We start from the raw sequence: 16338 nt of genomic DNA on the forward strand, positions 1-16338 counted from the left end.
TCCTTCAGCGGATCGGCTGGTGGACGGTGACGAGCTTGGTGCCGTCGGGAAAGGTCGCCTCGACCTGGACGTCGTGGATCATCTCGGCGATGCCGGGCATCACCTGGTCGCGGGTCAGCACCTGGCCGCCGGCGCTCATAAGGTCGGCGACGCTGCGCCCGTCTCGGGCCCCTTCGACCACGAAGTCGGTGATCAGGGCCACGGCCTCGGGATAGTTGAGCAGCACGCCGCGGGCGAGCCGCTTGCGGGCAACCTCCGCCGCCATGGCGATCAGCAGCTTGTCCTTTTCCCGCGGGGTCAGTTTCATTGCTCGGTCCTCATCTGCGTCGTCCGCTCGCTCAGCAATACCATGTGCGCGGCAGGCGCGCCCCGCGCCAGGTCTCCAGGAAGGAAACCAGGCCGGCGCGCAGGTCCTGGCCGCTGTCGGCGAGGAAGCGGAAGACAAGAAGGTCTGGAAGGGCGCTGACGCCACCGCGCAGCCGCTCGCCGAGCAGCGGGCTCATCACCTCGCGGGCGCGGTCCAGCAGGCCGGAGACGCCCTCGCGGCAATCGACCAGGGTGGCGAAGGCGCGGCTGCCGGCGGCGGTCGCCGAACCGGAGAGAATGTCGGTGGCATCGCCCTGGATGCGCGCCTCGTCGGCGAAGACCAGACGGCCCTCGCGGCGGATGCGCCAGCGGTCGCGGAAGCCGAGGGCATGCACGTCCTCGCCCATCGCCTCGCGCCCGAGCACGAGGCTCTCGATCGCCAGAAGCCGGGCACCGGGCGCAAGATCCACGGTGAGCGAGCGCTGCAGGGCGGCCCGGTCGAACAGGATGGTTTCCTGCGGCAGCCATTCCAGCACCGCACCCTCTTCCGCGCGCAGGGCGCTCGCCACCTCGGCCGCGCCGTCGATGCTGCGATAGACGCGCTCGGCCGCCTGGGTGGTCAGCACCGCATGGGCGCCGGGGCCGGCGGTGGCGTCGAACTCGATCCGGTCGCCGCCGGTCAGGCCGCCGGCGGTGTTGAGGAACACGGCGACCGGCGGGGTGCCGTGGGTCTTCGGCAGGCGGATCTTGGCGGAGCCGCTCTGGCCGAGCTCCTTCAGCCGGGTGGTCTCGCCTTGCCGGGCAAAGGACACATGCGCATGCCCGCGCACCCGCTGCATCGCGGGGATCGGTGTTGCCGGGGCGGCGGGTTCAACGGTCATTCCGGTGTCCGGTCTTGATCGAATGCTGATGGGAATCCGGGACTTGTACCGGATCGGCTGGGGCGAGAACGACGGGCGTCCCCCTTTGCTTCCTCCACCTTAGCAAGAGCGGGGCCAGTCGGTCGCCGCCGGGAAGGCGCGACGTCGGCCGGGCCCGCAGGTCACCCAATTGCCGCAAAGTTGGGCAATTGCCGTCTTCATGGGCAGGCTGGCGGCGGGCGTGTGCACCTGCGAGCGCGCTTTGCATTCTGCCCTCAGGATCGGTTAGATAGGGGGAGCATCGGCGGACCGACGTTCCCACCCGGGACGGTCCGCAATCGCCGCAGGATCGCCGCGGCGGCCGGACATGCGGAGGCATTCAGACGTGCTGGACTTTACCGGACGCCATCTGGGCAGGCGCCTGCGCGGCCTTGCGGTCGCTGCCAGCCTTGCCGTTGCGGGCTTGCTGCAGGCCGGGGACACCGCCAGGGCGGATGTCGCCGCCTGGATCGTCATCGACGCGGAGACGGGGGCGGTTCTCGACCACAGGGACGCGCTGCGCCAGTGGTACCCCGCCTCGATCACCAAGCTGATGACCGCCTATCTCGCCTTCAAGGCGGTGCGCGAGGGACGCGCGACGCTGGAAAGCGCGGTGGCGATCAGCGCCAATGCCCATGCGCAGCCGCCGAGCAAGATGGGCTTCAAGCCCGGTACGCAGCTGACGCTCGACAGCGCGCTGAAGATGCTGATCGTCAAGTCGGCGAACGACATCGCCGTGGCGGTCGGGGAATCGCTCGCCGGCTCCGAGCCCGCCTTCATCGAGATGATGAACGCCGAGGCGCGCCGGCTCGGCATGACCGCGACCCGTTTCGTCAATCCGCACGGCCTGCCGGACAATCGCCAGGTGTCCTCCGCGCGCGATCTCGCCGTCCTGGCGCGGGCGCTGTGGCGCGAGTTCCCGCAGTACCACGACTATTACGGCTTGCCGGCGATCAAGGTCGGCAAGAAGACGCTGCGCTCGGCCAACCGCGAATTCCTGGCGCGGGTGCCCGGCGCGAGCGGCATGAAGACCGGCTATATCTGCAATTCCGGGCTGAATGTTGTGGTCTCGGCGACGCGCCGCGGACGCACCGTGCTGGCGGTGGTGCTGGGCGCGGCCTCGGGCGTGGAACGCGCGGCCAAGGCACGGGTGCTGGTCGAGGCGGGCTTTCGCCAGCGCTCCGGGCGCAATATCGACACCATGACCGGCATCGCCGGCGGCCCGCCGGCCGACGGCTACTGCAAGCGCAACACCAAGCCGACGGCGGAGGAACTGCTGGCCACCTACGGCACCGGCGGCCTGCGCGGCACCACGGCCCTGTCCTATGCCCAGCTCGACCCGGCGACCAACGGCGTGCGCCGGCCGATCGTCGGTCAGGCGCCGCAGCAGGTGGTCTCGGCCGACGATGACGACGTGCCGACCCGCGACGACGGCAAGACCGACTGGGGCAAGGTGATGGACGAGATCATCGGCCCGCGGTCCCGTGTCGACCAGGCGGTGCAGGTCGGGCTCGGCGTGCCGAAGGGTCGGGCGCCGGCCTCGGAAGCGAAGATCGCGACGCTCGCCGATGTGCCGATGCCGAAGGAAAAGCCCGTCGCCGTCATGGGCACGGGTTCGCCGGCCCTGCTGCCCGCAGCCACGACGCAGGCGCCGACGGGAGAGGCAAAGCCGGGCGCGATCTTTCGCGGCCAGCCGCTGGTGATCCTGCCGCGCCCCTCCCCGAATCCCCGCCCGTAGCCTGGTGCGCCGTCCGCAAGGCGGCGCCCGCGAGAGGACTGTGACGTGACCGAGACCGACCAGACCGGCAAGCGCCCGCGCGGGCCGAAGCCGCCGATACCGATGACCGTGATCACCGGCTTTCTCGGCGCCGGCAAGACGACGCTGCTCAACGCGCTGCTGAAGGATCCCGCACTCGCGGACGCGGCGGTGATCATCAACGAGTTCGGCGAGGTCGGCCTCGACCACCTGTTCGTCGAAGGCGGCGAGGAAGGCATCGTCGAGCTGTCCTCCGGGTGCCTCTGCTGCACCATTCGCGGCGATCTGGTGACCACGCTGGAAAACCTGCTGCGGCGGCTCGACAACGGCCGCACCGAGCGGCTGTCGCGGGTGGTGATCGAGACGACGGGGCTCGCCGACCCGGCCCCGGTACTGCACACGGTGATGCAGCATCCCTATCTGGTGATGCGCTACCAGCTCGACGGGGTGGTGACCCTGGTCGACGCGGTCAACGGCCTGGCGACGCTCGATACCCAGGAAGAGGCGGTGAAGCAGGTGGCGGTCGCCGACCGCATCGTGCTGACCAAGACCGATCTTGCGGAAGGTGCGGCCGCCCTCGATCCGGAGAGCCCGCTGCGCCGGCGCATCGCCCGGCTCAACCCGGCGGCGCCGGTGATCATTGCGGCAAACGGCGAGGCCAGCGCCGACCGGCTGATCGGCACCGGGCTCTACGATCCGGCGACCAAGACGGCGGATGTGGCGCGCTGGCTCAACGAGGAAGCCTATCGCGACGGCCATGGCCATTCCCACGGACATCACCACCATGGGCGCGATCACGATCACGATCACGACCACGGCCATCATGATCACGACCATTCCCATGACGTGAACCGCCACGGCGATTCGATCCGCGCCTTCTCGCTGTCGACCGACCGGCCGATCCCGGCGGCGGCGCTGGAGATGTTCCTCGACCTCTTGCGCTCGGCGCATGGGCCGAAACTGCTGCGGATGAAGGGGGTGGTGCAGATCGCCGAGGACCCGGACCGGCCGGTGGTGCTGCACGGGGTGCAGCACGTGTTTCACCCGCCGGCAACGCTGCCGGCCTGGCCGGATGCGGACCGGCGCAGCCGGCTGGTGTTCATCACCCGCGACCTGCCGGAAGCCTTCGTGCGCAAGCTGTTCGACGCTTTCACCGGAACGCCGGCGACGGACACGCCCGACGCGGCGGCGCTGTCCGACAATCCGCTGGCGATCCGCGGGTTCAGCGGCAGCTTCCGCTGATCAGTCCGCCTGCGAGTTCTGAGGCCGTTCCCGGCGCACGCGGATCAGGCCTTCCTGCGCCACGGAGGCGACCAGCTGGCCGTCGCGGGAAAAGAGCGAGCCGCGGGTGAAGCCGCGCCCGCCCGAGGCCGAGGGGCTGTCTTCCGCATAGAGCAGCCATTCGTCGGCGCGGAAGGGGCGATGGAACCACATGGCGTGGTCGAGGCTCGCCACCTGGAGCTTGGGATCGAACACGCTGGTGCCGTGGGCGAAGAGCGACGTGTCGAGCAGCGTCATGTCCGAGGCATAGGCGAGCACGCAGGAATGGATGCGCGGGTCGTCCGGCAGGGCGGCGCTGGCGCGGACCCAGACATTCTGCGAGGGCGTCAGCTTGCTGCGGCTGAAATAGTGGGTCATGTCGACCGGGCGCAGCTCGATCGGCCGGTCGCGCTCCCAGTAGCGGCGCACCGCCTCGGGCGCGTGGGCGAGGAACTTTTCCTTCAGCTCGGCCTCGCCGGGCAGGTCCTCGGGCATCGGCACGTCGGGCATGGTCGCCTGGTGGTCGAGGCCCTCCTCGAAGGTCTGGAACGAGGCGGCGACGGAGAAGATCGGCTTGCCGTGCTGGATGGCGACGACCCGGCGGGTGGTGAAGCTGCCGCCGTCGCGAATGCGGTCGACCTCGTAGATGATCGGCACGGCCGGATCGCCGGGGCGCAGGAAATAGCCGTGCAGCGAGTGGACGCTGCGCTCCTGCGGAACGGTGCGCGAGGCGGCGACCAGCGCCTGGCCGATCACCTGGCCGCCGAAGACGCGCTGCCAGCCGACCTGCGGGCTCATGCCGCGGAAGAGATTGTGTTCCAGCGGCTCGAGATCGAGTATCGAGAGGAGGTCGTCGACGGCTGAGCGCATCCGGCACCTGTTCGCATGAACGGAAAGAGTGCGAGAGCCTTCGGGGCGCGGGGCGGCAATGTCAAGACTGACCCAGGGGCACCTGCCTCATGGGTCGCAAGGAACACGGGAGCGACAGGATGGGCATCCAGATGGACGAGCTCGACGTTCTGGTCGGCGGCGGAGGCTACGTCGGCCTCTCGCTGGCGGTGGCGCTGAAGCAGGCCGATCCCGGCCTCCGCGTTGCCGTGGTCGACATGCGTCCGCGCGAGGCGCTGGAGAAGGATCCGCGCGCCTCGGCCGTCGCGGCGGCGGCAAGCCGCATGCTGGAGCGGCTCGGCGTATGGTCGCAGATCGCGCCGCATGCCCAGCCGATGATGGAGATGATCGTCACCGATTCGCGCCTGCGCGATGCGGTGCGTCCGGTGTTCCTGACCTTCGACGGCGAGGTGGAGCCGGGCGAGCCCTTCGCCCACATGGTGCCGAACGGGCGCATGGTGGCGGTGCTCGCCGACCGGGCCGAGGAGCTCGGCGTGGAGCTGATCGCGCCGGACGCGGTCTCGGGCTTCACCAGCGGGCCGTCGGAGGTGGAGATCCGCCTTGCCTCGGGCGGGGTGCGCAAGGCGAAGCTGCTGGTCGCCGCCGACGGCGTGCGTTCGAAGTTGCGGGAGCTTGCCGGTATCGGCACGGTGCGCTGGGAATACGACCAGTCGGGCATCGTCACCACCGTCGCCCACGAGCGGCCGCATGAGGGCCGCGCCGAAGAGCATTTCCTGCCCTCCGGGCCCTTTGCCATCCTGCCGCTGACCGGCAATCGTTCGTCGCTGGTGTGGACCGAGCGGCGCGACGATGCGGAGCGGCTGGTGAAGGGCGACGACTTCACCTTCGAACTGGAGCTGGAGCGCCGCTTCGGCCACCATCTCGGCAAGCTGGAACTGGCCGGCCCGCGCCATGCCTTCCCGCTCGGCCTGACGCTGGCGCGCTCCTTCGTGCAGCCCCGGCTGGCGCTGGCGGGCGATGCCGCCCACGGCATCCATCCGATCGCCGGCCAGGGCCTCAATCTCGGGTTCAAGGACGTTGCGGCGCTGGCCGAGGTGCTGGTGGAGGCACGGCGGCTCGGCGAGGATATCGGCGCCCTCGACGTGCTGGAGCGCTACGAGCGCTGGCGGCGGTTCGACACGTTCCGCATGGGGGTGGTGACCGACGTCTTGAACCGGCTCTTTTCGAACGATATGGATGTCGTGCGCGCGGTGCGCGACGTGGGCCTCGGCCTCGTGGACCGCATGCCCTCGCTGAAGCGGTTCTTCATTCGCCAGGCGGCGGGACTGGAAGGCCCTTCGCCGCGGCTCCTGGTCGGCGAGGCGATCTGACGGTATCGGGACGGGCTGCAGGGGCACGGGAGAAGACCGGATAGATGGCCGGGTCACAGGCAGCCGAACATGTCCGGCCGCAACGCATCATCCTGATCACCGGCTGTTCCTCAGGGATCGGCGCCGCTGCGGCCCATACGCTGCGCGGCCGCGACTGGCGCGTCTTCGCGACCGCGCGGCGGCAGGAGGAGGTCGACCGGCTGCGCGCGGAGGGCTTCGAGAGCTTTCGTCTCGACTATCAGGACGAGGCGAGCATCGTCGCCGGTGCGGCAGAGCTGTTCGAACGCACCTCCGGCCGGCTCGACGCGCTGTTCAACAACGGGGCCTATGCCATTCCCGGCGCCCTGGAGGACATGCCCTCCGATGCGCTGCGCGGGCTGTTCGAGGCGAATTTCTTCGGCTGGCACACGCTGACGCGGGCCGTCGTGCCGCATATGCGCCGGCAGGGGCACGGACGTATCGTGCAGTGCTCGTCGATCCTCGGCTTCATTGGCATGCCCTATCGCGGGGCATACAACGCCTCCAAGTTCGCGCTGGAAGGCTATAGCGACACGCTGCGCCTGGAGCTCGCGGGCACCGGCATCCATGTCTCGCTGATCGAGCCCGGCCCGATCGCCACCCGCTTCACCGAGAATGCGATGGCAAATTTCGCGGCGGTGATCGGCGAGGAGGGCACGGCCGTATCACCTCACCGGACGATCTACGAACGGCGCCTTGCCCGCATGCGGGCGGGCGAGCCGTCACCCTTCAAGCTGCCGGCGCGCGCGGTGGTCAAGCACGTGGTCCATGCGGTGGAAGCGCCGCGCCCACGCCCGCGCTACCGGGTCACGATACCGACCACCGTGATGGCCGGACTGAAACGAATTCTGCCGACCCGCGGGCTCGACTGGGTGCTGTCGCGGGCGGCGCGATCCGAGGAATAGGGCCGGCCGGCATGAGCCGCGGCCGTCGCTGAGAAAGGACTTCCCATGGCCGACTTCCTGCGCATGTCGATCCCCTTCGCCGTCGGGGCGGTGGCGGTCGTGCTGCTGCTGGGCTTGTGGAACATGATGCGCGGGGGACCCTCGTCGCGTTCGCAGATGCTGATGCGCTGGCGCGTCGGGCTGCAGTTTCTCGCCGTGGTCATCGTGATGGCGGTGCTCTATCTGACGGGCACGCGGCCGTAAGGCGCGCAAGATGACACCGATTGCGGAGAAGGACATGCCATGGTGGTGCTGAACAAGATCTACACGAAGACGGGCGATGCCGGCACCACGGCTCTGGCCTCCGGCGAACGGCGGCCGAAGCACGATCTCAGGGTCGAGGCCTACGGCACGGTCGACGAGACGAACGCGGTGGTCGGGCTGGCGCGCCAGGCGACGGCCGCGGCCCATCCCGAACTCGATGCCGTGCTGGCGCGGATCCAGAACGATCTCTTCGATCTGGGGGCGGACCTTGCGACGCCCGAGAGCGACGAGCCGCCGGCCTATCCGCCGCTGCGCGTCACCGATGCGCAGGTCTCGGCCATCGAGGCGGCCATCGACCGGTTCAACGCGGACCTGTCGCCGCTGCGCTCCTTCGTGCTGCCGGGCGGTTCGCCGGCGGCGGCGCAGCTGCATTTCGCCCGCACCGTGTCGCGCCGCGCCGAGCGGCTGATGACGGAGCTGGCTTCGCGCGAGACCGTCAGCCGGCCGGCGCTGGTCTACATGAACCGGCTGTCCGACTTCTTCTTCGTTGCCGCGCGCTGGGCGAACGACAAGGGCGCGGCCGACGTGCTGTGGGTGCCGGGACAGAACCGCTAGGGTCACGGCCCCCGGGCATTCTCGCCGCACTTGACGCGGGGCCCTGTCCGCCGGAAAGCTGCCCCAGACAACAGGACGCCTCGCCCCATGTTCATTCCGCTCTACGACCACAAGCCGCTCGTGCATGTGCGGCGGCAATTTGTCACATGGGGACTGATCATCGCCAATGTGGCGATCTTCGTCCTGGTCCAGCAGGGCGGGCTGTCCGATCCGGCGATGCAGGCCTCGAGCCTGTCCTACGGGCTGATCCCGGCGGTGCTGTTCGACGCGCGCGACCTCGCCCCGCATCTGGCGGTGTTTCCCGAGCCGGCGGCGCTGGTCACCTACGCCTTCCTGCATGGCAGCTGGATGCATCTGGGCGGCAACATGCTGTTCCTCTGGGTCTTCGGCGACAATGTCGAGGACGCGATGGGCCACCTCCGCTTCCTGGTCTTCTATCTGCTGTGCGCGGCGGCGGCTGGCTACGGCCATGCGCTGACCGAGCCGGGATCGGTGGTGCCGCTGATCGGCGCCTCGGGCGCGGTGGCCGGGGTCATCGGCGCCTATCTGGTGCTGCATCCCAGGGTGCGGGTCTGGGTGCTGGCCTTCGGCCGGCTGCCGCTGCGCCTGCCGGCCTCCTGGGTGCTGGGCGCGTGGATCCTGTTTCAGGTGGTGATGGCCTTCGGCTTCGGCGATCACCAGGTGGCCTGGTGGGCTCATGTCGCCGGCGCGCTCGCCGGGGCCTTGCTGGTCGTGCCGATGCGCCGGCGCGGCGTGCCGTTGTTCGACAGGGGATTGTAACGGGGGATTGTAGCCGGGGCGCGCGAGGCAGGCATGCCGGTTTTGCGGCAGTCCGCTTCCCTTACGTGGCGTTGACAGCCATCAAGCGCGTCAGTACGGTCCCGGCCCGACGAAAGGAACCTGCGGAAAGCTGCGGTTCCCGGGTGTCCTGAGACGTTGCGGATACGAAAGGCGACCGGCGGCGGAATCTTGCGGTCGCGTGAGCGGGAGGTTGAAAAACCCATGAAAATCCTTGTGCCCGTGAAGCGGGTGATCGACTACAACGTCAAGGTGCGCGTGAAGGCGGACGGCTCGGGTGTCGACCTTGCCAACGTGAAGATGTCGATGAACCCGTTCGACGAGATTGCCGTCGAGGAGGCGATCCGTCTGCGCGAGGCCGGCAAGGCCGAGGAGATCATCGTGGTCTCGGTCGGTCCGCAGCAGGCGCAGGAGACGCTGCGCACGGGCCTCGCCATGGGCGCCGACCGCGGCATCCTGGTCAAGACCGACGCCACAACCGAGCCGCTGGCCGTGGCCAAGATCCTGAAGAAGGTGGTCGAGGACGAGCAGCCGGGCCTGGTGATCCTGGGCAAGCAGGCGATCGACGACGATTGCAACCAGACCGGACAGATGCTCGCCGCGCTGCTCGGCTGGAGCCAGGGCACCTTCGCCTCGAAGGTGGATCTGGGCGAGGGCACGGTCGACGTGACCCGCGAGGTCGACGGCGGCCTGCAGACCGTCAAGCTGAAGCTGCCCGCCATCGTCACGACGGACCTGCGCCTCAACGAGCCGCGCTACGCCTCGCTGCCGAACATCATGAAGGCGAAGAAGAAGCCGATCGACGAGAAGTCCCCGGAGGACTACGGCGTCGACGTGGCTCCGCGCCTCGAGGTGCTGAAGACCGTCGAGCCGCCGGCACGCCAGGCCGGCGTCAAGGTGGCCGACGTTGCCGAGCTTGTTTCCAAGCTCAAGAACGAAGCCGGCGTGCTTTGATCGGACCGACAGGGAGACACTGACGATGACCATCCTTCTTGTTGCCGAACACAGCAACAACGCCGTGAACGACGCCACCCACAAGGCGATGACCGCCGCTGCCGCCATGGGCGGCGACGTGCATGTGCTGGTCGCCGGCAAGGGCGCACGCGCTGCCGCCGAGCAGGCCGCCAAGATCGCGGGCGCCGCCAAGGTGCTGCTCGCCGACGGCGACGGCCTTGCCCAGCAGCTGGCCGAGCCGATGTCGGAACTGATCGTGTCGCTGGCCGAGGGCTATGACGCGATCGTCGCGCCGGCCACCGCCAACGGCAAGAACATCCTGCCGCGCGTTGCCGCGCTGCTCGACGTGATGCAGTTGTCCGACGTGACCGGCGTGATCGACGGGTCGACCTTCGAGCGCCCGATCTATGCCGGCAACGCCATCCAGACGGTGAAGTCGAACGATGCCAAGAAGGTCGTGACCGTGCGGACGGCGAGCTTCGCCGCCGCCGAGGAGACCGGCTCGGCCTCGATCGAGGACATCTCGGCGACGCAGTCCGATCTCTCGACCTTCGTCGGCCAGGAGCTGTCGAAGTCCGACCGCCCGGAGCTGACCTCGGCCAAGGTGATCATCTCCGGCGGCCGCGCGCTCGGCTCCAAGGAGAAGTTCGAGGAGGTGATGTTGCCGGTCGCCGATGCCCTGGGCGCCGCTGTCGGTGCCTCGCGCGCGGCGGTCGATGCGGGCTACGCGCCGAACGACTGGCAGGTCGGCCAGACCGGCAAGGTCGTGGCGCCGGACCTCTACATCGCCTGCGGCATCTCGGGCGCCATCCAGCATCTTGCCGGCATGAAGGACAGCAAGGTGATCGTGGCGATCAACAAGGACGAGGAAGCGCCGATCTTCCAGGTCGCCGACTATGGCCTCGTCGCGGACCTGTTCGAGGTCCTGCCGCAGTTCAAGGCTGCCGTCGAAGCCGCCAAGGGCTGAGACGCGGCGCGCGCGCTGCGGCGTGCGCCCGACCCTTTCGAAGGGCCCGCCATGCGCGGGCCCTTCCCCTTTGCGGGCGGTGCCTTGCGGCGGGCCGTAAACCCCTTGCGAAAAAGCGCGGGGGGTCCTTGCGGCGGGCTCGCGAAGTTGCCATGAATAGCCCCTCACTTTTCCCGGCGTGCGCCGACACGGCAGCACCGAAACGAAATCGGAACGGACGATGGTGGTCGAGATCAAGAAAGTCGGCGTGATCGGCTCGGGCCAGATGGGCAGCGGCATCGCCCATGTCTGCGCCGTGGCCGGCTTTGACGTGCAGCTCAACGACATTTCCCGGGATCGGATCCAGTCCGGCCTCGCCTCGATCAACGGCAACATGGCCCGTCAGGTCTCCAAGGGCCAGCTGAGCGAGGAGGAGCGCACCGCCGCCCTGTCGCGCATCGTGCCGGCCGAGAGCATGGACGAGCTCGGCGATGTCGACCTCGTCATCGAGTCCGCCGTCGAGAACGAGCAGATCAAGCGCAAGATCTTCAGCCAGCTGTGTCCGCTGCTGAAGCCGGAGGCGATCCTCGCCACCAACACCTCGTCGATCTCGATCACCCGCCTGGCGGCGACCACCGACCGGCCGGAGCGCTTCATCGGCATCCACTTCATGAACCCGGTTCCCCTGATGGAGCTGGTGGAGCTGGTGCGCGGCATTGCCACGGAGGACGAGACCTTCGAGGCGGCGCGCGAGTTCACCCGCAAGCTCGGCAAGACCATCGCCGTCGCGGAGGACTTCCCGGCGTTCATGGTCAACCGCATCCTGCTGCCGATGATCAACGAGGCGATCTACACGCTCTACGAGGGCGTCGGCTCGGTGGAGGCCATCGACACGGCGATGAGGCTCGGCGCCAACCATCCGATGGGCCCGCTGCAGCTGGCCGACTTCATCGGCCTCGACACCTGCCTGTCGATCATGCAGGTGCTCTACGAGGGCCTCGCCGATACCAAGTATCGCCCGTGCCCGCTGCTGGTGAAGTATGTCGAGGCGGGCTGGCTGGGCCGCAAGACCCAGCGCGGCTTCTACGACTATCGCGGCGACGTGCCGGTTCCCACCCGCTGAGGAAGGTGGGTACCCGCGCAGGTTGCTCGGGTTAACCTGTCGTTAATGCTGGCCATGCGAGGGATGGGGAAGGCTCGAACCAGGAGGCTTCCATGTCCAGTGTTGCCGCCGCCATGGCGGGCATGTCGCAGGCGCAGACGCAGAACCAGCTTGCCGCGACCTTCATGAAGCAGAATGCCGACGCCACGGCCGCTCTTGCAGCCATGCTGGAGCAGAACGCCGACTACGCTGCCGCCGTGGCCAAGGCCCCGACGCCGGCCGGTGTGGGCGGCAAGGTCGACATCACCGCCTGATTGCCCTCAAGGCTGCCCAGAAACGCAAAGCGCCGGACGCATCCGCCCGGCGCTTTTGTCGTTGTGTCGCCCTCAGTGCCGGCCCTTCAGCTGCCAGCCCCAGCCGGAGCGGTCTTGCGCTGCGCCTCGATGGCCGCGCGCACCAGCGCCTTGGCATCTTCCGATGCCCATTCGGCCGGCCCCATCAGCGCGCCGATCTCGCAGCCCTTGCCGTCGACCAGCAGGGTGGTCGGCAGGCCGGGCGCCCGGCCGCGCGCCCTGACGTCCTGGAAGATCTTCATGGTGGGGTCGGCATAGAAGGCGAGATTGGAAACGCCGATTTCCTTCAGGAAGGCGCGGGGCTTTTCCTCGCCGGTCTGGTCGACGCTGACGGCGACCACCTCGAAATCGTCGCTGCCGAGCTCCGCCTGCAACTGGTCGAGCGCCGGCATTTCCTTGCGGCACGGCGCGCACCAGGTGGCCCAGAGATTGACCAGGACCACCTTGTCGCGGAAATCGGCAAGGGTGAGCGGCGCGCCGGCATCGTTGCTGAAGGCAAGCTCCGAAAGCTGCGAGGGGGCCTTCGCCGGCAGGAAGGCGGCCACCTCTCCGCGGGCGAGCGGGGCGATCTCGGCGGCAAGCGTTGCGGCAGCGCTGCAGGAGCCGGCCTGCTGCTGGTTGCCATCCGCCCCGCCGATCACGTATATCCCCGCCAGTCCTGCCATCAGGGCCACGGCGGCGATCCCGACGAGGAGCGTGCGCCGGGGAGGCCTGGTTCCGTTGGTCATCGATCCATTACCCGTTCCTTAGGGGCGCCAGAAAGGCACGTTCATGAGCAATCGCATGTGGGGAGGCCGGTTCTCGGATGGGCCGGACGCCATCATGGAGGAGATCAACGCCTCCATCGACTACGATCGCAAGCTCTACCGGCAGGATATAGAGGGTTCGAAGGCTCATGTCCGCATGCTTGCGGCGCGCGAAATTGTCGCCGCCGACGATGCCGAGAAGATCGCTCACGGTCTAGACACGATCAAGTCAGAGATCGAGGCGGGCGATTTCGCCTTTTCCCGCGCGCTCGAAGACATCCACATGAACATCGAGGCGCGTCTGGCCGAGCTGATCGGCCCGACCGCCGGCCGCCTGCACACCGCACGCTCGCGCAACGACCAGGTCGCCACCGACTTCCGCATCTGGGTGCGCGACACGCTCGACACGCTCGACGAGCAGCTGACCGACCTGCTGCAGGCGCTCAGCGAGCGCGCGCTCGCCCATGCCGGCGACGTGATGCCGGGCTTCACCCACCTGCAGTCGGCCCAGCCGGTGACCTTCGGCCACCACCTGATGGCCTATGTGGAGATGTTCGCCCGCGATCGCTCGCGCATGCGCGATGCCCGCAAGCGGATGAACGAGTGCCCGCTCGGCTCGGCGGCGCTGGCCGGCACGTCCTTCCCGATCGACCGGGAGATGACGGCGGCCGCGCTCGGGTTCGACCGGCCGACGGCCAACTCGCTCGACGCGGTGTCCGACCGCGACTTCATCATCGAGGCGCTGGGTGCTGCCTCGATCTGCGCCATGCACCTGTCGCGGCTGGCCGAGGAAATCGTGATCTGGTGCTCGGCGCAGTTCGCCTTCGTCACGCTGTCTGACCGCTTCTCGACCGGCTCCTCGATCATGCCGCAGAAGAAGAACCCGGACGCGGCCGAACTGGTGCGCGCCAAGACGGGCCGCATCTACGGCTCGCTGACGGCGCTTCTGGTGATGATGAAGGGCCTGCCGCTGGCCTATTCGAAGGACATGCAGGAAGACAAGGAACAGGCCTTCGACGGCCTGCCGAGCCTGTCGCTGGCGCTGGCCGCGATGACCGGCATGGTCCGCGACCTGACCGCCAACACCAAGACCATGAAGGCCGCCGCCGGTTCGGGCTATTCCACCGCCACGGATCTGGCCGACTGGCTGGTGCGGGTGATCGGCATGCCGTTCCGCGAGGCGCATCACGTCACCGGGCGCGCCGTCGGCCTTGCCGTGGAGCGCGGGGTGCAGCTGCACCGGCTGCCGCTGGAAGACCTGCAGGCGATCGAGCCGCGCATCACCGAGGACATCTTCACCGTGCTGTCGGTCGACAAGTCGGTGCGCTCGCGCACCAGCTATGGCGGCACGGCCCCGGCCAATGTCCGCAAGCAGGCCAAGCGCTGGCTGAAGGCGCTGGAGCGCGAGGCGGCGCGGCGCTGACGCGCGCTGCCCTCGCCGTCAGGGCGGGGCTGGAGACTTGCCGCCGCCAGAGGCGGCCGGGGGACTTGCGGCAAACGCCGCCGCATGCGAGGAAACGGCAAGGGCCGGCCATGCCGGCCCGCTTCGAACGGCCTTCTAGAGGAGCGGCGCTCACAATGGCGAAAGCTGGCATGTCTCGGGTCCTGAATGGCGGCGTGCTGATCGTGGCCGTGCTGGCGCTGACGCTTGCCGGATGCGGTCGCCGGGGTGCGCTCGACCGCCCGGGCGACGTCGATCCGGCGTTTGCCGCACCGGGCGAGCCGGCTCCCGCCGCCGCTCCCGCACCGTCGAAACCGGACCGGCCCTTCGTTCTCGACAGCATCATCTGAGCCGTCGCGGTTTTCCGCCGGCTGAAGGGGCGGCTCTCCCGCCCGCATCCACGGTCAGGATACGGCCTTGCACCACTTCCACTATGTCGATGACCGGCTCTTCGCCGAGGACGTCCCGCTGGAGACGATCGCCGCCGAGGTCGGAACCCCGTTCTACTGCTATTCCACCGCGACGCTTGAGCGACACTACAAGGTGTTCAAGGAAGCCTTTGCCGGCATTCCGACGCTCGTCTGCTACGCGATGAAGGCGAATTCCAACCAGGCCGTGCTGTCGACGCTGGCGCGGCTCGGCGCGGGCATGGATGTGGTGTCGGAAGGCGAATTGCGGCGCGCGCGCGCGGCGGGCGTCCCCGGCGAGCGCATCATGTTCTCCGGCGTCGGCAAGACCGCGCAGGAACAGGCCTACGCACTCGACGAAGACATCCTGTGCTTCAATGTCGAGAGCGAGCCTGAACTGGCGCAGCTGTCGCAGGTGGCGGTGGAGAAGGGCAAGACCGCCCGCGTCTCGATCCGCATCAACCCGGACGTCGATGCCCGCACCCATGCCAAGATCGCAACCGGAAAGGCCGAGAACAAGTTCGGCATTCCCTGGGGGCGGGCCCGCGAGGTCTATGCCCATGCCGCGGCGCTGCCGGGCATCGAGGTCTCCGGCATCGACATGCATATCGGCTCGCAGATCACCGATCTGGAGCCGTTCGACGCGGCCTTCTCGCGGCTCGGCGGGCTGATCGGGGACCTGCGTGCCGACGGCCATACGATCGATCACGTCGATCTCGGCGGCGGTCTCGGCATCCCCTATCACGACAACAACGAGCCGCCCCCGCATCCGGAGGCCTATGCCCAGGTGGTGCGCCGGCATGTCGAGCATCTCGACTGCAAGGTGATCTTCGAGCCGGGCCGGATGATCGCCGGCAATGCGGGCATCCTCGTCACCCGGGTCGTCTATGTGAAGGAGGGCGCGGCGAAGACCTTCGTCATCGTCGATGCGGCGATGAACGACCTGATCCGCCCGACGCTCTACGAAGCCTATCACGAGATCCGGCCGGTGGTGCGCCAGGCGCCCGACCATCCGCGGATCAAGGCGGACGTGGTGGGCCCGGTCTGCGAGACCGGCGATTATCTCGGCCATGACCGCGACATGCCGGCGGTCGAGCCGGGCGACCTGCTTGCCGTGCATTCGGCTGGTGCCTATGGCGCCGTGCAGGCCTGCACCTACAACAGCCGCCTGCTGGTTCCCGAAGTTCTGGTGAAGGGCGACCGCCACGCGGTGGTGCGTCCGCGCCCGACCTACGAGGAGCTGCTGGGCCTCGACCGGCTGCCGTCCTGGCTCGACGAGGACTGAGAGCCGGGGCGATAGCCTGCGCAAGGGAAGAGGGCGGGTCGGCACCTTTGTCCGGCCCGGCCTTGCCAAAGCGGGCAAAACGCCC

The 16338-nt window shown here is 68.7% G+C and carries 18 protein-coding genes; 14 read left to right on the plus strand and 4 right to left on the minus strand.

Annotated features, from left to right (window positions below; genetic code table 11):
* Positions 1-4: 4 nt before the first annotated feature.
* Positions 5-307 (minus strand): urease subunit gamma, encoded by a 303-nt coding sequence (locus tag ACVJ6E_RS17380; protein ID WP_120270042.1) that lies wholly within the window; start codon positions 305-307, stop codon positions 5-7.
* 31 nt (positions 308-338) lie between these two features.
* A complete protein-coding gene (locus tag ACVJ6E_RS17385; RefSeq protein ID WP_120270043.1) occupies positions 339-1187 on the minus strand; it encodes an urease accessory protein UreD in 849 nt (282 codons plus the stop codon).
* Positions 1188-1533: 346 nt separating this feature from the next.
* Between ACVJ6E_RS17385 and ACVJ6E_RS17390 the strand changes: the two genes are divergently transcribed.
* Both ACVJ6E_RS17390 and ACVJ6E_RS17395 read left to right on the plus strand, forming a co-directional pair.
* Complete coding sequence (locus tag ACVJ6E_RS17390; RefSeq protein WP_120270044.1) at positions 1534-2943, plus strand: D-alanyl-D-alanine carboxypeptidase family protein; 1410 nt, start codon at positions 1534-1536, stop codon at positions 2941-2943.
* Positions 2944-3045: 102 nt separating this feature from the next.
* Complete coding sequence (locus tag ACVJ6E_RS17395) at positions 3046-4203, plus strand: CobW family GTP-binding protein (protein WP_120270228.1); 1158 nt, start codon at positions 3046-3048, stop codon at positions 4201-4203.
* Here the strand turns inward: ACVJ6E_RS17395 and tesB are convergent, their stop codons facing one another.
* A complete protein-coding gene (tesB, locus tag ACVJ6E_RS17400; protein WP_120270045.1) occupies positions 4204-5091 on the minus strand; it encodes an acyl-CoA thioesterase II in 888 nt (295 codons plus the stop codon).
* A gap of 119 nt (positions 5092-5210) precedes the next feature.
* Between tesB and ACVJ6E_RS17405 the strand changes: the two genes are divergently transcribed.
* The 9 genes from ACVJ6E_RS17405 to ACVJ6E_RS17445 all read left to right on the plus strand — a co-directional run bounded on the left by ACVJ6E_RS17405 (position 5211) and on the right by ACVJ6E_RS17445 (position 12335).
* Positions 5211-6440 (plus strand): ubiquinone biosynthesis hydroxylase, encoded by a 1230-nt coding sequence (locus ACVJ6E_RS17405; protein WP_120270046.1) that lies wholly within the window; start codon positions 5211-5213, stop codon positions 6438-6440.
* Between the two features lie 44 nt (positions 6441-6484).
* Positions 6485-7363 (plus strand): SDR family NAD(P)-dependent oxidoreductase, encoded by an 879-nt coding sequence (locus tag ACVJ6E_RS17410; RefSeq protein WP_120270047.1) that lies wholly within the window; start codon positions 6485-6487, stop codon positions 7361-7363.
* Positions 7364-7408: 45 nt separating this feature from the next.
* A complete protein-coding gene (locus tag ACVJ6E_RS17415) occupies positions 7409-7606 on the plus strand; it encodes a twin transmembrane helix small protein (protein ID WP_067224303.1) in 198 nt (65 codons plus the stop codon).
* Between the two features lie 39 nt (positions 7607-7645).
* Positions 7646-8221, plus strand: a complete 576-nt coding sequence (locus ACVJ6E_RS17420) for a cob(I)yrinic acid a,c-diamide adenosyltransferase (RefSeq protein WP_120270048.1) — start codon at positions 7646-7648, stop codon at positions 8219-8221.
* Between the two features lie 87 nt (positions 8222-8308).
* A complete protein-coding gene (locus ACVJ6E_RS17425; protein WP_120270049.1) occupies positions 8309-9001 on the plus strand; it encodes a rhomboid family intramembrane serine protease in 693 nt (230 codons plus the stop codon).
* A 222-nt stretch (positions 9002-9223) separates the two neighbouring features.
* Positions 9224-9973, plus strand: a complete 750-nt coding sequence (locus tag ACVJ6E_RS17430) for an electron transfer flavoprotein subunit beta/FixA family protein (RefSeq protein WP_067224298.1) — start codon at positions 9224-9226, stop codon at positions 9971-9973.
* Positions 9974-9998: 25 nt separating this feature from the next.
* Positions 9999-10940: an electron transfer flavoprotein subunit alpha/FixB family protein gene (locus ACVJ6E_RS17435; RefSeq protein WP_120270050.1), complete on the plus strand. Its 942-nt coding sequence runs from the start codon at positions 9999-10001 to the stop codon at positions 10938-10940.
* A gap of 220 nt (positions 10941-11160) precedes the next feature.
* Positions 11161-12042 carry a 3-hydroxybutyryl-CoA dehydrogenase gene (locus ACVJ6E_RS17440; protein WP_120270051.1) on the plus strand — a complete coding sequence of 294 codons (882 nt, stop codon included), beginning with the start codon at positions 11161-11163 and terminating at the stop codon, positions 12040-12042.
* Between the two features lie 92 nt (positions 12043-12134).
* Positions 12135-12335 (plus strand): putative motility protein, encoded by a 201-nt coding sequence (locus ACVJ6E_RS17445; protein WP_120270052.1) that lies wholly within the window; start codon positions 12135-12137, stop codon positions 12333-12335.
* 86 nt (positions 12336-12421) lie between these two features.
* On the opposite strand, the gene tlpA is transcribed toward ACVJ6E_RS17445, so the two are convergent.
* Positions 12422-13102 (minus strand): thiol:disulfide interchange protein TlpA, encoded by a 681-nt coding sequence (tlpA, locus tag ACVJ6E_RS17450; protein ID WP_120270053.1) that lies wholly within the window; start codon positions 13100-13102, stop codon positions 12422-12424.
* Positions 13103-13145: 43 nt separating this feature from the next.
* Here tlpA and argH point away from each other — a divergent pair, with 43 nt between their 5' ends.
* The 3 genes from argH to lysA all read left to right on the plus strand — a co-directional run bounded on the left by argH (position 13146) and on the right by lysA (position 16253).
* On the plus strand, positions 13146-14543 hold the full coding sequence (gene argH / locus ACVJ6E_RS17455) for an argininosuccinate lyase (RefSeq protein WP_067338127.1): 1398 nt from the start codon (positions 13146-13148) through the stop codon (positions 14541-14543).
* A 155-nt stretch (positions 14544-14698) separates the two neighbouring features.
* Positions 14699-14911, plus strand: a complete 213-nt coding sequence (gene lptM / locus ACVJ6E_RS17460) for an LPS translocon maturation chaperone LptM (RefSeq protein ID WP_158592735.1) — start codon at positions 14699-14701, stop codon at positions 14909-14911.
* 67 nt (positions 14912-14978) lie between these two features.
* The gene (gene lysA / locus ACVJ6E_RS17465; RefSeq protein ID WP_120270055.1) at positions 14979-16253 is read left to right on the plus strand and encodes a diaminopimelate decarboxylase; all 1275 of its coding nucleotides are present in this window, start codon (positions 14979-14981) and stop codon (positions 16251-16253) included.
* Positions 16254-16338: the final 85 nt, after the last annotated feature.

The sequence above is a fragment of the Stappia sp. G46H5W genome (assembly GCF_058448995.1).